Annotated in this window: 15 protein-coding genes and 1 tRNA gene; 15 read left to right on the top strand and 1 reads right to left on the bottom strand. The window is 30.6% G+C overall.

The features are described 5' to 3' along the window. Nucleotide 1: 1 nt before the first annotated feature. From P7122_RS03055 to P7122_RS03005, 11 genes are all read left to right on the top strand, one after another. Entirely contained in the window at nt 2–286 is a 285-nt protein-coding gene (locus P7122_RS03055; RefSeq protein WP_278004297.1) for a helix-turn-helix domain-containing protein, read from the top strand. Nucleotides 287–381: 95 nt separating this feature from the next. Next, complete coding sequence (locus P7122_RS03050; RefSeq protein ID WP_278004296.1) at nt 382–1,041, top strand: hypothetical protein; 660 nt, start codon at nt 382–384, stop codon at nt 1,039–1,041. 182 nt (nt 1,042–1,223) lie between these two features. Beyond that, nucleotides 1,224–3,965: an ATP-dependent helicase gene (locus P7122_RS03045; RefSeq protein WP_278004295.1), complete on the top strand. Its 2,742-nt coding sequence runs from the start codon at nt 1,224–1,226 to the stop codon at nt 3,963–3,965. Between the two features lie 4 nt (nt 3,966–3,969). Next, nucleotides 3,970–5,781 carry a site-specific DNA-methyltransferase gene (locus tag P7122_RS03040; protein WP_278004294.1) on the top strand — a complete coding sequence of 604 codons (1,812 nt, stop codon included), beginning with the start codon at nt 3,970–3,972 and terminating at the stop codon, nt 5,779–5,781. Between the two features lie 3 nt (nt 5,782–5,784). Beyond that, nucleotides 5,785–9,057 (top strand): DEAD/DEAH box helicase family protein, encoded by a 3,273-nt coding sequence (locus P7122_RS03035; RefSeq protein WP_278004293.1) that lies wholly within the window; start codon nt 5,785–5,787, stop codon nt 9,055–9,057. A gap of 118 nt (nt 9,058–9,175) precedes the next feature. Beyond that, on the top strand, nt 9,176–9,385 hold the full coding sequence (locus P7122_RS03030) for a hypothetical protein (RefSeq protein ID WP_278004292.1): 210 nt from the start codon (nt 9,176–9,178) through the stop codon (nt 9,383–9,385). After that, on the top strand, nt 9,378–10,112 hold the full coding sequence (locus P7122_RS03025) for a hypothetical protein (protein ID WP_278004291.1): 735 nt from the start codon (nt 9,378–9,380) through the stop codon (nt 10,110–10,112). The genes P7122_RS03030 and P7122_RS03025 overlap by 8 nt, the downstream gene beginning before the upstream one ends. 662 nt (nt 10,113–10,774) lie before the next feature. Then, complete coding sequence (locus P7122_RS03020; protein ID WP_278004290.1) at nt 10,775–11,407, top strand: NYN domain-containing protein; 633 nt, start codon at nt 10,775–10,777, stop codon at nt 11,405–11,407. 277 nt (nt 11,408–11,684) lie between these two features. Beyond that, nucleotides 11,685–11,852: a hypothetical protein gene (locus tag P7122_RS03015; RefSeq protein ID WP_278004289.1), complete on the top strand. Its 168-nt coding sequence runs from the start codon at nt 11,685–11,687 to the stop codon at nt 11,850–11,852. 281 nt (nt 11,853–12,133) lie between these two features. Continuing rightward, complete coding sequence (locus P7122_RS03010) at nt 12,134–12,565, top strand: DUF6943 family protein (protein ID WP_278004288.1); 432 nt, start codon at nt 12,134–12,136, stop codon at nt 12,563–12,565. 156 nt (nt 12,566–12,721) lie between these two features. Next, nucleotides 12,722–13,363, top strand: coding sequence for a DUF6266 family protein (locus P7122_RS03005; RefSeq protein ID WP_092205667.1), 642 nt, complete (start codon nt 12,722–12,724; stop codon nt 13,361–13,363). 125 nt (nt 13,364–13,488) lie between these two features. Here P7122_RS03005 and P7122_RS03000 read toward each other — a convergent pair. Next, a tRNA-Phe gene (locus P7122_RS03000) sits at nt 13,489–13,564 on the bottom strand. A gap of 102 nt (nt 13,565–13,666) precedes the next feature. Between P7122_RS03000 and P7122_RS02995 the strand changes: the two genes are divergently transcribed. The 4 genes from P7122_RS02995 to lptC are packed head-to-tail and all read left to right on the top strand — an operon-like array spanning nt 13,667 to nt 17,663. Beyond that, nucleotides 13,667–14,395, top strand: coding sequence for a type III pantothenate kinase (locus P7122_RS02995; RefSeq protein WP_278004287.1), 729 nt, complete (start codon nt 13,667–13,669; stop codon nt 14,393–14,395). Beyond that, complete coding sequence (gene bamG / locus P7122_RS02990; RefSeq protein WP_278004286.1) at nt 14,395–15,717, top strand: BamG family beta-barrel-assembly machinery protein; 1,323 nt, start codon at nt 14,395–14,397, stop codon at nt 15,715–15,717. The genes P7122_RS02995 and bamG overlap by 1 nt, the downstream gene beginning before the upstream one ends. Nucleotides 15,718–15,732: 15 nt before the next feature. Beyond that, nucleotides 15,733–17,097, top strand: coding sequence for a hypothetical protein (locus tag P7122_RS02985; RefSeq protein WP_278004285.1), 1,365 nt, complete (start codon nt 15,733–15,735; stop codon nt 17,095–17,097). Beyond that, on the top strand, nt 17,097–17,663 hold the full coding sequence (lptC, locus tag P7122_RS02980; RefSeq protein WP_278004284.1) for an LPS export ABC transporter periplasmic protein LptC: 567 nt from the start codon (nt 17,097–17,099) through the stop codon (nt 17,661–17,663). Before P7122_RS02985 ends, lptC begins: the two co-directional genes overlap by 1 nt. Nucleotides 17,664–17,673 lie beyond the last annotated feature (10 nt).

Raw genomic sequence — 17,673 nt, 5'->3', positions numbered from 1 at the left:
TATGTCTACATTCAAACACCCAATAAACGATAGTCTTAAAAAGATAAATGACAGGTTAGATTATTTAATAAAGCAACAGAAAATTAATAATATACAATCGCCAGAGTACACAATTTTAGATAATGCCGATATAATGCAATTATTTAAAATTACCGCCAAAACGGCTAGTACTTGGCGTACCGATGGAATTTTGCCTTACTTACAAGTAAAATCAAAGATTTTTTATAAGCTTTCAGATATTTATAATGTAATTGATGCGAATTACTATCCGAGTAAAAAAAAATAATAAGCTCACCAAAAGTTAATATCCCTTTACAAATGTGTAATTGGGTAGTGCAAAACAATAAAGAAAACCTTTTTAGGTTGTTTGTTTATCTAAAATTGTACTATCCATCGGGTAAAATAAGTTGGAATTCTTGCGATATTGACTGCGCAAGTATTACGCTATACAAAACAACAAAAACGGTAAAATCTAATTTCAATAAGCTTAAAGAATTACAATGGTTAATTTATGATGAAGATTATCAATTCTATAGGTTGTCTTCATTAGATAAAATAAGAAAACATTACAATTGGGTGTCAAGAAAAGCTTTTCCATTTACAGCTAAAGATATATTTCATATAAGAGCAACATTAGGTGCAATTATATATACACAACCCTATAAAACATATTGCAGGAAATATTTTAAACGCGGTAGCAACGTGCTAAAAAGTAGAAGCGCCGATAAGTCTACAGCGTTTTCCTGTGATATTAAAAAATATGCAGAAGTTTCTGTATTAAGTATTCGTAATTTTTTCGGAATCACAATTAATAAAGCGGTAAGGTTAAAACAAGCAGCAGAAGAGCAGGGTCTTATTGAGGTGAAAAAGCAATACTTTAAACTTCAAAAAAATCAAGTTTATGCAGCCAAAAAAGGGAATCAGTACCGAGACGAAAGTCAAAATATAGTATTTTTAAATGAAGACTACTATATTCAGCAAATTGATAAGATTTACACCGAATTATACTTTAAAAGAAGGAAAAAAATAGAAACATTATAAGTAGATATATAATACAAGAATAACATTATATATATATCAATAAGTAATATAAAAAAAAGAGTAATAATATGATACCTATAGTGTTTTGATAAACGCTAATTAGATTATGAGGAAAACCTTATTATTTAACCAATATATATTTATATTTTTATGTTTTTCTAAAAATTGAATCAATCAACTAAATGCAATATACCAAAGAGCAACATTCTGCTATAAATACTATCAAAGATAACCTACAAATCATTGCTTGTGCAGGTGCAGGTAAAACACAAGTTATTAGTCAAAGGTTAGTAGAAATCTTAAAACAAGAAGATGTTGAACCTATAAATATTATTGCTTTTACTTATACAGAAAAAGCTGCTGCAGAACTTAAAACAAGAGTTTTAAAATTATGTAGGGAACAACTGGGTGATATCAAAGGTCTTGCTGATATGTATATTGGCACTATTCACTCTTGGTGTTTACAAGCAATCCAGGATAACATATTCAAGTATCAAAGGTATTCCATATTAGATGATATTAAACAAAAGCTATTTGTAGATAAGTACTATAATTTTATAGGAATGGCTTCTGTAGGGATGGATAGGTATAAAGATACAGGTCGTTTTCTTGCTATTATGTCTTTGTTTAGAGAAGCAGAATTAAATGAAGGTGTTGAGTTACCTGAAGAATGGAAAGATGCGGTTAAGAGTTACGAAGAAACTTTACATAATCATTCCTATTTTGACTTTACAATGATTATGACAGAGGTTATAAAGAACCTTAAATCTAATAAAGCCTTTCAAGATAATATATTAGGTAATCTTAAATATTTGGTAGTTGATGAATATCAGGATGTGAACCCAGTCCAAGAAAACTTAATTGAACAGTTATCTAAATCAAATTGTAATATATGCGTAGTTGGTGATGATGACCAAACACTATATGAATGGCGTTTATCAGATGTAAAATATATTCAACATTTTAAAGAACGTTACAAAGATGTTTCTTATATCAAATTAGAAGATAACTTTAGGTCTTCCAAAGGTATTATCGACTCTGCTCTAAAATGTATTACTAATAACACAAAACGCTTACCTAAAATAATGAATGCTAAAGGTCATCAACGTTTTAGAGATGGTGATATTATTTATAATCAATATGAAAATGTTGAAAGTGAAAATCAATTTATAGCAGAAACTATTCAAAAATTAAGAGGTAAAGAATTTCAAGATAGAAATGGCGGTGCAAAAAGAGGTTTAGACTATTCTGATTGTGCAATATTATTAAGAACTTGGAAAAAGGCAACTTCTATAATGGAAATGTTGGCAGAACACAATATTCCTTTTGTAGTAAGCGGTGTAAATAATCTTTTTGAAAGACCTGAAATTAAAGCATCTAAAGCTATATATCAATATCTAAATAATGATATTGAAGAAGATACACTAAAAGCATATTGGGAAGCTGTTTCAAAAAATATTAAAAGTGAAGATTTAGATGCTGCAATTGAAGCTATAAGTAAAAAGAAACCTAATCCTAAAATGTACTTCAGTACGTTTAATATTCAGGAAATATTTTGGATGTTTATTGAAAAAGCAAAATTATCAGAAGAGGTTTTTGCAGATGAAGAACATCAAGGAGTTGTCGGTAATGATATTAACGAAGTTATATATTACAATTTGGGTATGTTTTCTCAAATTATCAATGATTATGCTACAATTCATTTTAAAGACAAGCCTATATATAAATTAAAAGGGTTTTTGAATTTTTTAAACTATTCTGCAGATGGATATTATCCAGAAGGTTGGTTAAACAATAGTTACAAGACACCAAATGCAGTTCAGATAATGACTGTATACCAATCAAAAGGATTGGAGTTTCCTATTGTTTTTATTCCTGGTTTAAATAAAAATTATTTACCAATTAAAAGACCAGGAGGTAAACAAATTTGGCACTTTATAGAAAGAGAATGGATTAAAGACCAACATAGATTAGAAGTTAGTGAAGAAGCTGAAAGACGTTTATTTTATGTGGCTATAACCCGTTCGCAAAAGTACCTTTTCATTACACGTAGTAAAGAGAATAGACTGTATCAAAAAGAGTCACCTTTTGCAAAAGAAATTAGTAATTCAGAATATATCATTTCAGATAAAAATCCAAATTATTCACATTTAGAGAATCTAACACCAACACCTAAAAAAGAAGCTGGTGCAATTCAATTAAACTTTTCTGTATTAAAAGCATTCTTTGATTGCCCTTATCGTTTTAAACTAATTAGTTTATATGGTTTTGTATCACCTATTACTGAACGTATGGGATATGGTAATTCAATTCATAATGTACTAATGGAAATGCATCGTAGACATTTAAATGGTGAAGATGTAGCTAACATCAATATTGATGAATTAGTAGAAAGCCACGTACACATTCCTTATGCTACTAATATTGTGTTAGAAAATATTAAGCAAACAACTAATAATGTTGCTACAGCATACTTGGAAGAAAACCATAAAGAATTTGACAATATTGAATATGCTGAACAAGAAATTCAAATTGATTTAGGTGATGGCATTATGGTTAATGGTAGAATGGATTTAATTAAGAAAATTGATTTAGATGGTAATGAAAGTACCACCATAATTGATTTTAAAAGTAAAAAAGAATCACAAGACCAGGATATTACAATGGAGCAATTATCTATGTATGCGCTTGGTTACAAAGAATTAACAGGTAAAACAGCAGATAGACTTCAGATATTTAATTTAGATGAAGACAAAAACTCTAAACATACACAGCGTTTAGATAACTCAAAAATTGACGAAATAAAAGAGCGTATCATTACTTCTGCTAATGATATACGAGATAATAAATTACAGAAATCTTGCCCACCCACAACTTGCAATACGTGTTGGCAGAGGCAATTATGTTCAGGTATAAAAGCATAATAAAATGGCAAAAAAATATAAAGGCTCATTAACACTTGATTGGTTTAACAAACAAAAAGCAATTGTTAATCTTGATGAATCAAGCATTAAATCAGAATCAGATATTCCAGCACCTCTTATCAATTGGATAAATAAAGATGAAGCATTATTCTATGACTTAAATAAGGATGATGGAAAAGGCAATACGCCATATTGGGTAAATCGTGACGACATTCGCGTTAAGGAGGCAAGACCTTTAGTGTTTCAAAAGGGGTTTAAAGCTGTTGAACAAGAAAAAGGTTTTTCAATCAAAGAGGTAGAAAAAGAAGAGGATGTTTTGGACACCGATAATATGCTAATTAAAGGAGATAATCTTTTAGTGCTTAATACTTTGAAAAAGCATTTTGATAAATTACCAGATAATGAAAAAATCAAATGTATTTTCATAGACCCACCTTATAATACAGGTTCTGCTTTTGAACAATACGATGACAATCTTATGCATTCTGAATGGTTAACATTAATGCGTGATAGGTTAAATGTTTTAAAACAATTATTAAGCGAAGATGGTAGTATTTGGATAACTATTGATGATGATGAAAGCCATTATTTGAAAGTGCTTTGCGATGATGTATTTGGTAGAGATAATTTTGTTTCTAACATAATTTGGCAGAAAAAATTTTCACCTCAAAATGATGCAAAATGGTTTTCAGATATGCACGACCATATTTTAGTGTATGCTAAAGATAAAGAAAATTGGAGACCTAATTTACTTCCTCGTACCGATGAAATGGATAGTAGATATAAAAATTTAGATGATGACCCAAGAGGTAAATGGACTTCAGGTGACTTATTAAGAAAAGATGTGCAAAAATCAGGTGTTTATACAATTACTACACCCAGTGGTAGGGTTTGTAATCCACCAGCAGGTACAAGTTGGCGTGTGCCAGAATATAAGTATAAAGAACTCTTGGACGATAATAGGTTATGGTTTGGAAAAAATGGTGACGGTGTTCCAAGGCTAAAACGTTTTTTAAAGGATGTTAAATCAGGTATTACACCATTAACAATATGGCTTTATGGTGAGGTTGGTCATAATCAAGATGCTAAAAAGGAAGTTAAAGAGCTTAATGAAGATGATGTTTTTGATACACCAAAACCAGAAAAATTAATGCAAAGAATAATTCATTTAGCAACTAATGAAGGAGATTTAGTGTTTGATTGTTTTGGTGGTAGCGGTACTACTTTCGCGGTTGCTCACAAAATGAATAGAAAATGGATAGGTGTAGAAATTGGTAACCACGCAGACACTCACATTATTTCAAGAATGAAAGGTGTAATTAACGGTACTGATAAAATTGGCATTACAGAAAGCGTAAATTGGCAAGGTGGTGGTTCTTTTAAATATTATCATTTAGGAGAATCTATTATTAATGTAGATAAAGAAACTGGCAAGGGTGAGTTTAATTGGCAATTAGGTAAACAGTTTATTCAAGAATCTTTATTGCTTTCTTATGATTTTGTAGTGCAAGATATTAACGTATTTCCTGCTCAAATATTTCCAGATAAACAAAACCAACCTACAGTGGGTAAACTAATCGGCTCATCAGGTAAAAGTGTGTATGGTATCGCAACCCTTATGTCACCAAATGATAAAGAAGCTGTGATTTCTAATGAGGATGTAAAAACAATATACAATACTCTTAAAAATCAAGAAGATTTTCAATCATTAGTTATTTATACCAATAAAGGTATAGACTTGGCTCAAGATACTATTCCAGAAGATTTAGACATCATAAAAGTACCTAACGCTATTTTTTCAGAATTAGAAAGATAAACTATGCCTACTATAAAACCATACTATCAAGAGTACCAAAAGGTACTTCAAAAAAAATTACAAGAAATTCAAAATCGTGTAGATCCAGATGCAGGAGATTTATTTGGTAATGTTTCAGATGATGTTGTATTTCTTAAAAACATTGCACAAGGCGTAACTAAATATCCTTTTAGATATTACCAAAAGGAAGCAATATATACATTACACGCTATTTACACACAAGCTTTAGATGTTTGTAGGTCACCTGAAAATGTAAGAAAGAATCTATTACGTCAAAATGGATATTTGCATATAAAACCATTATTAGAAAAAGTAGATAAAGAAACAGGTAAGTTAGCACCATTTATTGGTTTTGAAATGGCAACCGGTTCTGGTAAAACTATGTTAATGGGGGCAACAACTTATTATCTTAATAAGTATCATAACGTCAAGAATTTTTTAATAATAACACCATCCTCAACAGAAATATATAAAAAGACGATAAAGAATTTTACAAAAGGTACAGCAGAAACAGTATGGGATGATGAAGTACCTTTTAAATTCAATTTAATTACAGGTGATAATTATAAAGACACAAAAGACCTTTTTGCAACTGACACAGATGCAAATATTTTCATATTTAACATTGATAAGTTTGGGACTAATGCTACACAAACTAAAAAAGAATGGGAAGGTTCAGAGTGGAAAGATAAAGATGGTAATACAATTAGTCTATTAGATTATTTAGCACAAAATGATTTAGCAATTATATCAGATGAAGCACACCACGCTCAAAGTAGAAAAGCTAAACAAGTAATTAATGCCTTTCATCCATTAGCGGTAATTGAATATACAGCAACAGCAGTTGAGAAAGAACGAAATGAGAAAAAGAAAAACCAAACAATCGTTTACAAATATGATATTAAAAGGTTTTTAGAAGATAAGTATGGTAAAAAAGTAAGAGTATTAGCATTACCAGGAGATGATAAACCATCAAAAGGAAAAAAAACATCACTTTCAGATATAGAAAAGTATAAACTTCAAACATTCTTTTTAGTTCATCTTGTTAAGAAGAAGGCAATAAATAGTGATGTAAAATGTAGAGATTTAAAACCAATAGGTTTTGTAAAAGTTAAAAATGAAATTGCATTTTCAGAAAAGGTTGAAGATTACATAAAAAATGAATTAGCATCAGATACTGAATCATTAGAAATCATTCTTGAAAAAGCCAAAGTAGAAGATACTGAAACAACTAATCTAATTTTAGAAATGTTTCAAGATGATTTTAAATCAGACATTAATCTATTACAGAAAGAGATTGAAAGGGTTGCTAAAACTTCAATATTATTACATTCTAAAGCAGATAAGCTTGTACATAAACAATTTGATGATATTCAGAAAAATGATGTTGAAATAGTAATATTTATAGATATGCTAAATGAAGGTATTGATATGCCTAATATTTACTCTATGGTAATTATTAATGATACACCTTCTGAATTTAAAACATCTGTAAAACAAATAGTTGGTAGAGGTGTTAGATTAAATAAACTGCAAAGAGAATATGATGAGGTGGAGGATAACGACCTTTTAACACATACAGAGAAGTTACATATAGTTTGTGATAAGGGTGCTTCTTTTGAAGAGGTCGTTATGCAAATTCAACAAGAGTTTGGTCTTAACGATAAAACTTTTGCTATGGAAAGAGGTGCAGAAGAAGTAATTGAAAACCCAGTAAAAGAAGAAAAATTAAAGGGCATTCAAATACCAAAAATCACTATTGATTTTAAGAGAAAAGAAGGTGCAAATATTCAAGAGGTTATTACTAATTATGATAAAATTACTACTGATTTTTTAACCTCAAATTCTTTTAATAGAGATTTTGAAGAATCCAAAAAAAGCTTTCTAAAGTACACCCCAAACAGTTTCTTTACAGAAGTTGATTTATTTACTGATGCAGATACATTTCATAAGCTGGGTGAAGATCAAGATTGGAATTATGAAAAATTAGAAATATCTGAAAAAGATATGAAAGAAGTTTACGGTAGGGTTTTAAAAGATTTAAAACCTATACCAGACATTCCAAAAACTTATAAAATTTTTCAAGAGTATGGTAAGCTGTTAAATGATATAGGTTTATACTATTATAATTTGGATGAGGTAGATGAAAAATTAGCACATAATAGATTTAAAGATTATTTTACCTATTTCTATATTCATTATGTTGAAAATGAATATTTCGAGCTTGATTTTGATACTTTAGATTCAGAGTCTAATTCTTGGTGGTTACAAAATGAGTTTAAAACTGAAAAAATTAAAATTCGTACAAAGGATAAACAAAACAACTCAAGAGCTATTCAAGATAAAGACGAGTTAATAGCACTTATAAAAAATGGTTACTATTTCTATGGATATGAAAACTCAATTTATGATTATGATAAATTTGATTCCTATCCAGAAAAGCAATTAGCAGATTATGTTAATTATCTTATAGAACAAGAACCAGACAAAAAAGAACCTTTTTGGTTACGTAACGAAAGAAATATTCATTTCAAATACGGTACACATAAGTATTTTCCAGACTTCATATTTTTCTATAATAAAATAATATATGTTATAGAAATTAAAGGTGAAGCGTTCTCTAATGTGAAAAAGAATAGACTGTTACTTGAATTAAATAATGTTGAAGGTATTGGTAAAGTAGACAGTTATGTTGGTATGGTTGTTTTTGAAGTTCAAATGAAAAAGTTAAAAGACTTTACTAAATCATTCGATGATTTCAGAATTGAAGCAGAAGAATACTTTAAGCAACTTCAAACAAAATCAGAAGTAATTGTCGATGAAGAAGTACCTGAAGAATTAAAGTTTATTGAATACGTACCAGCATACGAAGCAAAACAAGCCTATTCTAATTTCATTCAACACAAATCACCTAAAGTATTAAAATGGCTAAAAGTAGATAAATCAAAATATCCAGATACTGTTTTTGCAACAATGGTTAAAAACGATTCTTTAGGTGAAGAATTTAAAAATAAGTGGTTGCTATTTGATTCATCATTACCATCTACAGAAGAATTAAAAAATCAAATCATTTTATCATTTCACCCACAAATTGAAGATAGCGGTTATAAGAAAAAAGGAATGTCTATAAAATCATTTAATCTAATAGAAGAAACAAGAAAAGTAGGTATGTTTGATGAAACAATAAAGAAAATTGTATTGTCAAGTACTAAAGATGAAGTAATTGAAATTTCTCAAAATCTTGATAAGTTTGAAGTAGTTGGTGTTAAATTATAGTTGTTCATATCAATTATAAAACCCTGTTGTACAATTAGCTTAATACCTTTTAATTGAAAAAAAATGATATATTTGGTACAAATTTTGTATATTTAAGTATATCATATACCAATTTACTATGAGTTCTAGAAAAGTAACAATAAGAAAAAATAAGACAGATTATTCTAAAATTAGAGTGACTTCTAATGGTGCTTTCTATATGCGTAGTTCTGATATATTTAACAACAAAAAGGAATCACTTTCTTTACTTGAAAAATTGGCTAAAGCACTTGAAAACTACAAAACAAATACTGCAAAGCCTGAAATTAAAGCAAAGGTAAATGCCTAAATTTGATTTAATCCTTTTACCATTATTAGGTGGTTATATTTTCCTAATTACATTTAAGTTAACAAAGTTCTATCATCAAAGAATAGAAAGGCAAAGGTTGATTTTTAACTCTTCAATTCTTGCCTTTTTTTTATCGATTATAGGTTTGTTTATTGATACATATATTTTAAAAAGTAATTGCTTATTAAATTTCAGAGAATTTTTAGGCAAGTTGATTTTATTAGAATATGATGGTCTAAATCAATCAATACTTATCTTTTTGTTATCCTATCCATTGGCCAAATTTTTAAACTTGATCATAAGTGATAGGTGGATGCTAAACTATGTTGTAAATAAATGGGGTGATGAATATGAAAAACTGTTTTGGTCATCACTAAAGAATGAAGATGATGCTGATAAATTAATGATGATTACCACTAAAAGCAATAAAGTATATGTTGGATATGTTAATCGTATTTCAGAACCTATTGGGAATGCTCATATTACTGTTATTCCTAATTTCAGTGGATATAGAAATAAAGAAACTCAAGTATTTGAAATAACAACAGATTATATATCTGTACTTACACATTTTATTAATAATGACCAAGAAAGCTTAATTGATGAAAAAATGGGTATTCTGATTCCTAAATCTGATATTGTTCTTGTATCTAAATTTGATTACCGGGTATTTGATAGGTTTAATGGTGTTGAAGAAGAACCCGATATGGAAGGTCAACAACTATAATTCCCCACAAAACAAAACCCAGTTTTTTCGTACCTCAAAACCCTCTGTCTTTTATTTTGTTCCGCTCGCCAACGCGATTGTAGTTTTTGTCTGCCAACCCTCACACAGCACATTACTTGTTTTATTTAACTTTTATATTTTAATAAATAGGTACAATAAAAAAGTAAAAAGCTGTTGCCTACGCTTATACCAAAAACTACCCAAAGCTATGTTTACATAATACAAGTTATAGTAGCAAACGGCACTTTTCAAAGGTTTGCTATCGCAGTGTTAATGCATTTTGTAGCTATAACTGGTATTATGTAAAATATCCGCTATTCCAACGCGCAATTCCGAACATTGAACCACATTTTGTACAAACATTAAACATTTGTACATTTAAATGATTACGTTAATTGATAATAATATTCGTTATCTCATTCAAGCTGCACAAAACCATCGTTAAGTCCAAGTATTCCTTACCTCAAGTCTTTGTTTGTTTCATTTCGTTAACAAATGTGAATAGTAACAATTGTGTTGTCCTTTTGCTATTTAATTCATTGAAAGATTGTATTTTAGCCTAGAAGTATAACCGCTAAAAAAAGAAACGCATCATTTCTGATGCGTCGGGCCAAGGATACTATCCTTGGTGATGTTTTATAGTGCAAATTTACAATAATAATTTGAAAGTATTTAAAAAAAATGTTAAAAAAGAAAGGGTTATTGTCTACGTAGATGGTTTTAACCTTTATTTTGGGATGACCTCAAAATATAAAAATACCAAGTGGCTAGACTTATATTCACTATCCAAAAGTCTTTTAAAATCTAACCAAATACTTGAAGAGGTTAGATATTACACTGCAATGATCTCAAACAACGATGCAAAAGTTAAACGTCAAGTTTCTTATGTAGATGCATTAAAAAATTCTGGCGTTACAATTACACTAGGTCATTACAAAAAAAAGAAAAAACACTGTCGCTCTTGCGAATCAACTTGGTTTACCTACGAAGAAAAAATGACAGATGTAAATATATCTGTTGATTTAATTAAACACGCAATGGAAGATAGATATGATGCTGCAATGTTAATTTCTGGAGATAGTGATTTAGTTCCACCTATAAATGCAGTACATTCATCTTTTCAGAAAAAGAGAGTTTTTGTAGCATTTCCACCAAATCGAGCAAATGATGATGTACGCCGTGTAGCAAAAGGTTATTTTACAATAGGTAGAAAAACGCTTATCGCTAACCAATTTAGCTCAACAATTAATTTAACTAACGGTAAAACTTTAACTAAACCAAAAGATTGGTTATAGTTATTAATACATCCACTTTTCCCCACCACCCAAGTTAGCGGTTATAAAAAATAGGTTTATAAAGTGTAGTACTACGCCATAGCACATTACTTTTTATCGTACCTCAAAAAAACAATAAGTTATTGTCTAAAAGTCCTGTATAAGTAGCTTATTTAAATGCTGTTTTATCAAACAACTATTTAAAACGCTACCTATACAAACGCTTCATCCATCGCTAAATAGGGTGCTAAAACCTATTTTTTAAGTGTTAATTCCCCAGAAAAGTTATATTTATAGTATGAAACAAATGATTGTAGACTTATTTGATTTATTCTTTCCTCACGACATAGATGAAAACGGTAATAAAATCGAAAATCCTGAAGGTGATGATTCTTTTGGTACTAAACTTTTCACAATCATTATGCTTGTTATAATAGTAATATTGGCAGGTATAACATTAAATTAATAAAAGACAGCAAATATATGTGGCTTCCTACTGCCCACGCTTTAAGGCTATAAAGCTCAAGCCTACGGTTTTTTAAAAAACTTTTTATTACTACTACAAAACAACTTTAGGCTTAAATTAGTGCAATTTCATTTTCAATAAAATTTTTCAAAAACTTTTTAAAAAAAAGCTTGACAGCCTTACCCACGCCACAAAGCGGTTGGCTTTCTTTTTTTAATTTTTTTCTTTTTCATTTTCAAAAAAAATATGTGTGAGCGTAGCGAACTTTTAATTGGATAGCTATGTCTTATTTTGAAATGAAAACCCACCAAATCGGAAGAACCTACTCGAACCCTCATTTTTTTATCCTTAACAAAGGACTTAACAGCGGAAAACCACTTTCAAATCCTTGTCCTAACTGTTTTGTAGTAATCACAAAAACTGAAACAGAGAAAAACACACTTTTTCACTTGTCTATGATGTTACAAATAGGCGGTTTTTACGCTTATTATTTAAAGGGTAGTGTTATTCAGTTCATATCTGTAGATGATTGCAGAAATACGCTTAAAAATGGTTTGAGGTTAATTGAAAATACTGATTTTGAGTTCAAAAAGAGTATTGAAATAGTATCAGGTATTAATAAAAAGCAGCAAGAACTTAAGCAAACAATAATTAAGCTTGAAAATCTTAAATTATCATTTACAAACACTCTGTTTAATTTAAGTCGTAAGTAGTCAATGGTAAATTAATGTATTAAGATGTAATCTATTGTATGTTGGCATTTTAACTCATTTTATTTTATTAAATAACCGTATATTAATTGTAGTTTTTAAGTCTGTATCAAGTCCGTATCAAGTCCGAATAAGTATTAATTTAAAATTTTTATAAAGATGGGAAAAATTGCCCAAGGTATTTTAGGAGGTTTCTCTGGTAAAGTAGGAACCATAGTAGGTGGAAGATGGAAGAACATTGATTATATCAGAGCGAAGCCTGTAAGTGTAGCTAATCCACGTACAGAAGGTCAGGTCAATCAGCGTAATAAATTTTCAGCAACGTTGGAGTTTCTTCAACCGAATTTAGCCTTTATTAAAAAAGGTTATAAATCTTATGCGGTTGGTAAGACCGAGTTTAATGCTGCAATGTCTTATGTGTTAAATAATGCAGTAGGTGGTATCGCACCTAACTTTACAATCGATTATTCTTTAGCTTTATTAAGTAGAGGTAATTTAGCAGGTGTGCTGAATGGTACAACAGATTTAACTGTAGCAGGTCAAGTATCTTTTGGTTGGGACGATAACTCAACAGGAGGAAATGCTAATGCAACAGATAAAGCGATGTTGATAGTTTACAATCCTAGTAAAAAAGAATCAATTTCAATTCTTGATGGTTCAGATAGAACTGTAGGTTCTGAAGTTGTTACAATTCCAGATGCTTATGCAGGAGATACAGTAGAGCTGTTTATGGCGTTTATTACTGCTGATGGTAGTCAAGTGTCAAATAGTGTGTATTTAGGCTCTGGTACGGCGTCATAGATTTGATTTTTTTAAATACACATTAAGTAAAACCGTTACATCAAATGTAGCGGTTTTTTATTAGCACACATATCAGCACACTAAATTTAAAAACCCTTACAAACACAAGGTTTATAAGGGTTTTTTGGTGGTGCCTCCAGGAATCGAACCAGGGACACAAGGATTTTCAGTCCTTTGCTCTACCAACTGAGCTAAGGCACCAGTTGCTTAATTAAGCGGATGCAAATATAAATGCATTTTTAGTTTTACCAAAAAGAAATTTGTAAAATTTGATTTTATAAATTTGCTTCAGATAAAAAATGTATGAATCTAATCGTAGATGTAGGAAATACCTTTGTGAAATTTGCTGTTTTTCAGGAGGATAGTCTTGTGGGTAAAAAAAGTTTTGAACTTTCTGGTTTTAAAAAAGAATTCAAAAAAATTAAAAAAGAATTTCCAAAACTAAAAAAAGCAGTGATTTCTTCTGTTGGTAAACTCTCAAAAAAGCAAATAGAAATTGTTGAAGAGGAATTAGAGGTCTTGGTATTGAGTCATGACTTAGAGTTACCTTTTAAGAATCTTTATGAAACACCAAAAACTTTAGGTGTAGATCGTATAGCTTTGGTTAGTGCTTCTGTAAGCCAGTTTCCTGAAAGTAATGCCTTAATTATAGATGCAGGTACATGCATAACCTATGATTTTGTTACTACTGAAAATGAATATTTAGGAGGAGCCATTTCGCCAGGAATTAGGCTTCGCTATCATGCGCTTCATAATTTAACAGCAAACCTTCCGTTATTAGAAAAGAAACAGCCAAAAAGTATCATTGGTGGTTCTACAGAATCTTCTATACATTCAGGTGTAATTATGGGAGTGGTTAAGGAAATAGATGGTGTTATAGATCAATATAAGGCTGAACACCAAGATTTAACAGTTATTTTAACAGGTGGTGACGCCAATTTTTTGTCAAACCAATTAAAAAATAGCATATTTGCGAATTCAAATTTTCTACTAGAAGGTTTGAATTACATTCTAGATTTTAATTCAAAATAATGATAAAGAGACTCATTGTAATTTGTATTGCAATTATAAGTTCTAGTGTTTTTGCTCAGCAAGGTACAGCATCGCCATATTCGTTTTACGGCATAGGTAGCCTTAAGTTTAAAGGTACAGTAGAGAATCGCAGTATGGGTGGTATAGGTGTATATTTAGATAGTATTCACCTTAATCTAAGGAATCCTGCTTCTTATGTAGGGAAAAATGTAGATGCTTATCCTTATGATGGAGAAAGTAGACCAGTAAAATTTTCGGTTGCCGGAACAACATCTAACGTTACACTAAAAGGAAATTCTGGAGAAGCGGATGGTAATAGCTCAACGTTTGATTATATAGCATTGTCAGTGCCAATTGGTAAGTTTGGTTTTGGTTTTGGGTTGTTGCCATACACATCTGTAGGTTATAAGTTAGATGATATTAATGGAGATAACGATCTTATTAATCGCTTTAGAGGTGAAGGAGGAGTTAATAGAGTTTTTGCAGGTTTGGGTTATCAAATTTCTAATAAGTTAAGCGCTGGTGTAGATTTTAATTACAATTTTGGTAACATTAGAAACTCAGCTATTGAGTTTGCTTACACACCAGAAGGCGACTTGGTAGAATTACAAACAAGAGAAGATAGTAGGTCGGATTTAAGTGGTTTGAATGTTAATTTTGGATTGGCTTATAAGACTAAAATATCTGAAAAGCTAGAGCTTTCTGCTACAGCAACCTTTGCGCCAGAAAGTAAATTAAAATCAGACAACGGTCGTGCAATTTCTACTATAGAAGTTACAACTACAGGTACAGAAACTGTTTTAAATACAGTAGAAGTAGATCTCGATAGTCAAAATTTAAAGAGTACAGATTTAACGTTACCTTCACGTTGGTCTCTAGGTACTGGTGTTGGTATGCCTAAATCTTGGTTTGTTGGTGCAGAGTATACCTTTCAGAATACAAGTAATTTTTCTAACCCATTTTATAGTAATGATGTTTCTTCTTTTGAAAACGCTTCTCAGTTTTCATTAGGAGGGTTTTTTATACCTGATTTTGATGCATTTACAGGTTACTTCAAGCGCGTTGTGTATAGAGCTGGAGTTAACTTTGCTAATACAGGTCTAGTGGTGAAAAATGAATCGATAAAAGAGTTTGGCATATCTTTTGGTTTAGGATTACCAGTTGGTCAACGATCTCGTGATCCTTTTTCAAATTTAAACCTAGGTGTAGAAATCGGAAAACGAGGAACAACTAACAATAATTTAATCCAAGAGAACTTTATAAACTTCAATGTAAGTTTATCTTTGAACTCTAGATGGTTTAGACAAAAGAAGTACAACTAACAATAAAAATAAAAGATGAAGACGAGAATTACTATAATACTAGCGGCTGTTTTTGTAGGCTTCAATATTAGTTTTGCTCAGCAAGATGAAGAGTGTATGAATAACTTATCAATTTTTGATAGTTATGTAAAAACAAAAAAATATGATGATGCTTATGAGCCTTGGAAAATTGTTCGAAACAAGTGTCCTAAATTCAATAGAGCTATTTATGCACATGGTGAAAAAATATTAACTCATAAGATAGAGAACACAACAGGTGCTGAGCAAGTAGCGCATATCAATGATTTAATGTTGCTTTACGATCAAAGTAGAGTAAACTTCCCATCAAAGTATGATGAAGGAGAAATATTAGTTGATAAAGCTAACTTAGCTTATAAGTACAGAAAAGAGTTAGGTAAAAGCGATGAGCAGTTATTTAACATGTTTGATACAGCTTATGTAAAAGATGTAAAAAACTTTACAAACGCTAAGGGACTTTATACTTACTTTTCTTTAATGGTAGATTTGTTTGATGCAGGAAGCAAACCAGCTCAGCAAATGTTTGATAAGTATGATGACGTTACGGAAGTTATAGAAAACATTGTAGGCGATAATACTTTAAAATTAAACAAGCTTGTAGAAAAAGAAGAAGCTGGTGGAAAACTTTCTAGTAGAGAAGGTAAGCTAAAGAATTACTATGAAGCTAATATAAAAGCTTTAGAAGAGCAAGTTGTACCAAGTATGGACAAAAAGCTTGGTGATAGAGCAAATTGCGAGGTGTTAATTCCTTTATACGAAAAGAATTACGAAGCTAACAAAACTGATGGTGTATGGTTACAAAGAGCTATGAACCGTATGTATGCTAAAGGTTGTAAAGAAGAGCCATTATTCTTAAAGTTAGTTCAGCAAAAAAACAGTATAGAGCCAAGTGCAGATACAGCATATTACTTATACTTGTTAACTAATGAGCAAAAGTATTTTAATCAAACATTAGAATTAGAGCCAGATCCTTTAAAGAAAGCAAAGCTTTACAAAAAGTTAGCTAACGAATTAAAGAAAAAAGGAAGCTACAGTCAAGCAAGACAGTACTACATGGAGTCTATGAAATTAAACCCTTCAGACGGTTCTCCTTACTTAGCTATCTCAGCAATGTATGCTAATAGTGCTAATAACTGTGGTGATTCTAACTTTAATAAAAGAGCAGTATTCTGGTTAGCGGCTTTAGAGGCAGAAAAAGCAGGAAGAGTAGATAGTAGATTAAAATCTGCGGCAGCAAAATCTGCAGCAAGCTATAGAGCAAGTGCACCTTCAAAATCAGATATCTTTACTGAAGGTAATGCAGGACAAACAATAAAAATTGGATGTTGGATTGGTCGTTCTGTAACAGTACCAAACATATAATGAGTTTAAAATTTTCACATATCATAAAGAACTTAGTCACAGTATTAGCTGTGACTTTGTTTTTTTCTTGTGAAAACGATTTTGATGAGATTCAAAAAGTCGGAGTTTTTCAAAATCAGCCTATAGGCGAAGCTGAAAATATTGATTTAAAATATACAGAGTTTTTAGAGGACACGGTAAGACTCAAAGCAAATTTAATCAGTCCTGTAATGCTCGATTACTCTAACAGAGATTTTGCATTCTCTGAGTTCCCAGAAGGTATTCTTTTAAAGGTGTATGATGACGATGGTAAACTTACAACTATAACATCGCGTTACGCTATTTTCTACACAGAGACCGATATAATAGACTTAAGGGGTAATGTTACGATAACAACCCATCAAAAAGAAAAGCTGGTAACAGAGCAATTGTACTACAACGAAAAGTTAGAATGGGTATTTACTAACGAGCCATGGAGGTTTACCCAAATCTCAGGTACAAAACATGGTGTTGGTTTCGATTCAGACAAAGACTTCAAAAATTTTCAGATGTTAGAAATGGGTGGCGATTTTGAACTCGATAATTAACTATCTTTGT

Origin of the sequence: Winogradskyella marincola, assembly GCF_029624125.1 — a bacterium.
Classification (GTDB): domain Bacteria; phylum Bacteroidota; class Bacteroidia; order Flavobacteriales; family Flavobacteriaceae; genus Winogradskyella; species Winogradskyella marincola.
This window is presented reverse-complemented; position numbering and strand designations above follow the sequence as displayed.

What these genes read in the sequence shown, in the direction of transcription:
- P7122_RS03055 (WP_278004297.1), top strand. Translation starts at nt 2, where the DNA reads ATGTCTACATTCAAACACCCAATAAACGATAGTCTTAAAAAGATAAAT.
- P7122_RS03045 (WP_278004295.1), top strand. Translation starts at nt 1,224, where the DNA reads ATGCAATATACCAAAGAGCAACATTCTGCTATAAATACTATCAAAGAT.
- P7122_RS03040 (WP_278004294.1), top strand. Translation starts at nt 3,970, where the DNA reads ATGGCAAAAAAATATAAAGGCTCATTAACACTTGATTGGTTTAACAAA.
- P7122_RS03035 (WP_278004293.1), top strand. Translation starts at nt 5,785, where the DNA reads ATGCCTACTATAAAACCATACTATCAAGAGTACCAAAAGGTACTTCAA.
- P7122_RS03030 (WP_278004292.1), top strand. Translation starts at nt 9,176, where the DNA reads ATGAGTTCTAGAAAAGTAACAATAAGAAAAAATAAGACAGATTATTCT.
- P7122_RS03025 (WP_278004291.1), top strand. Translation starts at nt 9,378, where the DNA reads ATGCCTAAATTTGATTTAATCCTTTTACCATTATTAGGTGGTTATATT.
- P7122_RS03015 (WP_278004289.1), top strand. Translation starts at nt 11,685, where the DNA reads ATGAAACAAATGATTGTAGACTTATTTGATTTATTCTTTCCTCACGAC.
- P7122_RS03010 (WP_278004288.1), top strand. Translation starts at nt 12,134, where the DNA reads ATGTCTTATTTTGAAATGAAAACCCACCAAATCGGAAGAACCTACTCG.
- P7122_RS03005 (WP_092205667.1), top strand. Translation starts at nt 12,722, where the DNA reads ATGGGAAAAATTGCCCAAGGTATTTTAGGAGGTTTCTCTGGTAAAGTA.
- P7122_RS02995 (WP_278004287.1), top strand. Translation starts at nt 13,667, where the DNA reads ATGAATCTAATCGTAGATGTAGGAAATACCTTTGTGAAATTTGCTGTT.
- bamG (WP_278004286.1), top strand. Translation starts at nt 14,395, where the DNA reads ATGATAAAGAGACTCATTGTAATTTGTATTGCAATTATAAGTTCTAGT.
- P7122_RS02985 (WP_278004285.1), top strand. Translation starts at nt 15,733, where the DNA reads ATGAAGACGAGAATTACTATAATACTAGCGGCTGTTTTTGTAGGCTTC.
- lptC (WP_278004284.1), top strand. Translation starts at nt 17,097, where the DNA reads ATGAGTTTAAAATTTTCACATATCATAAAGAACTTAGTCACAGTATTA.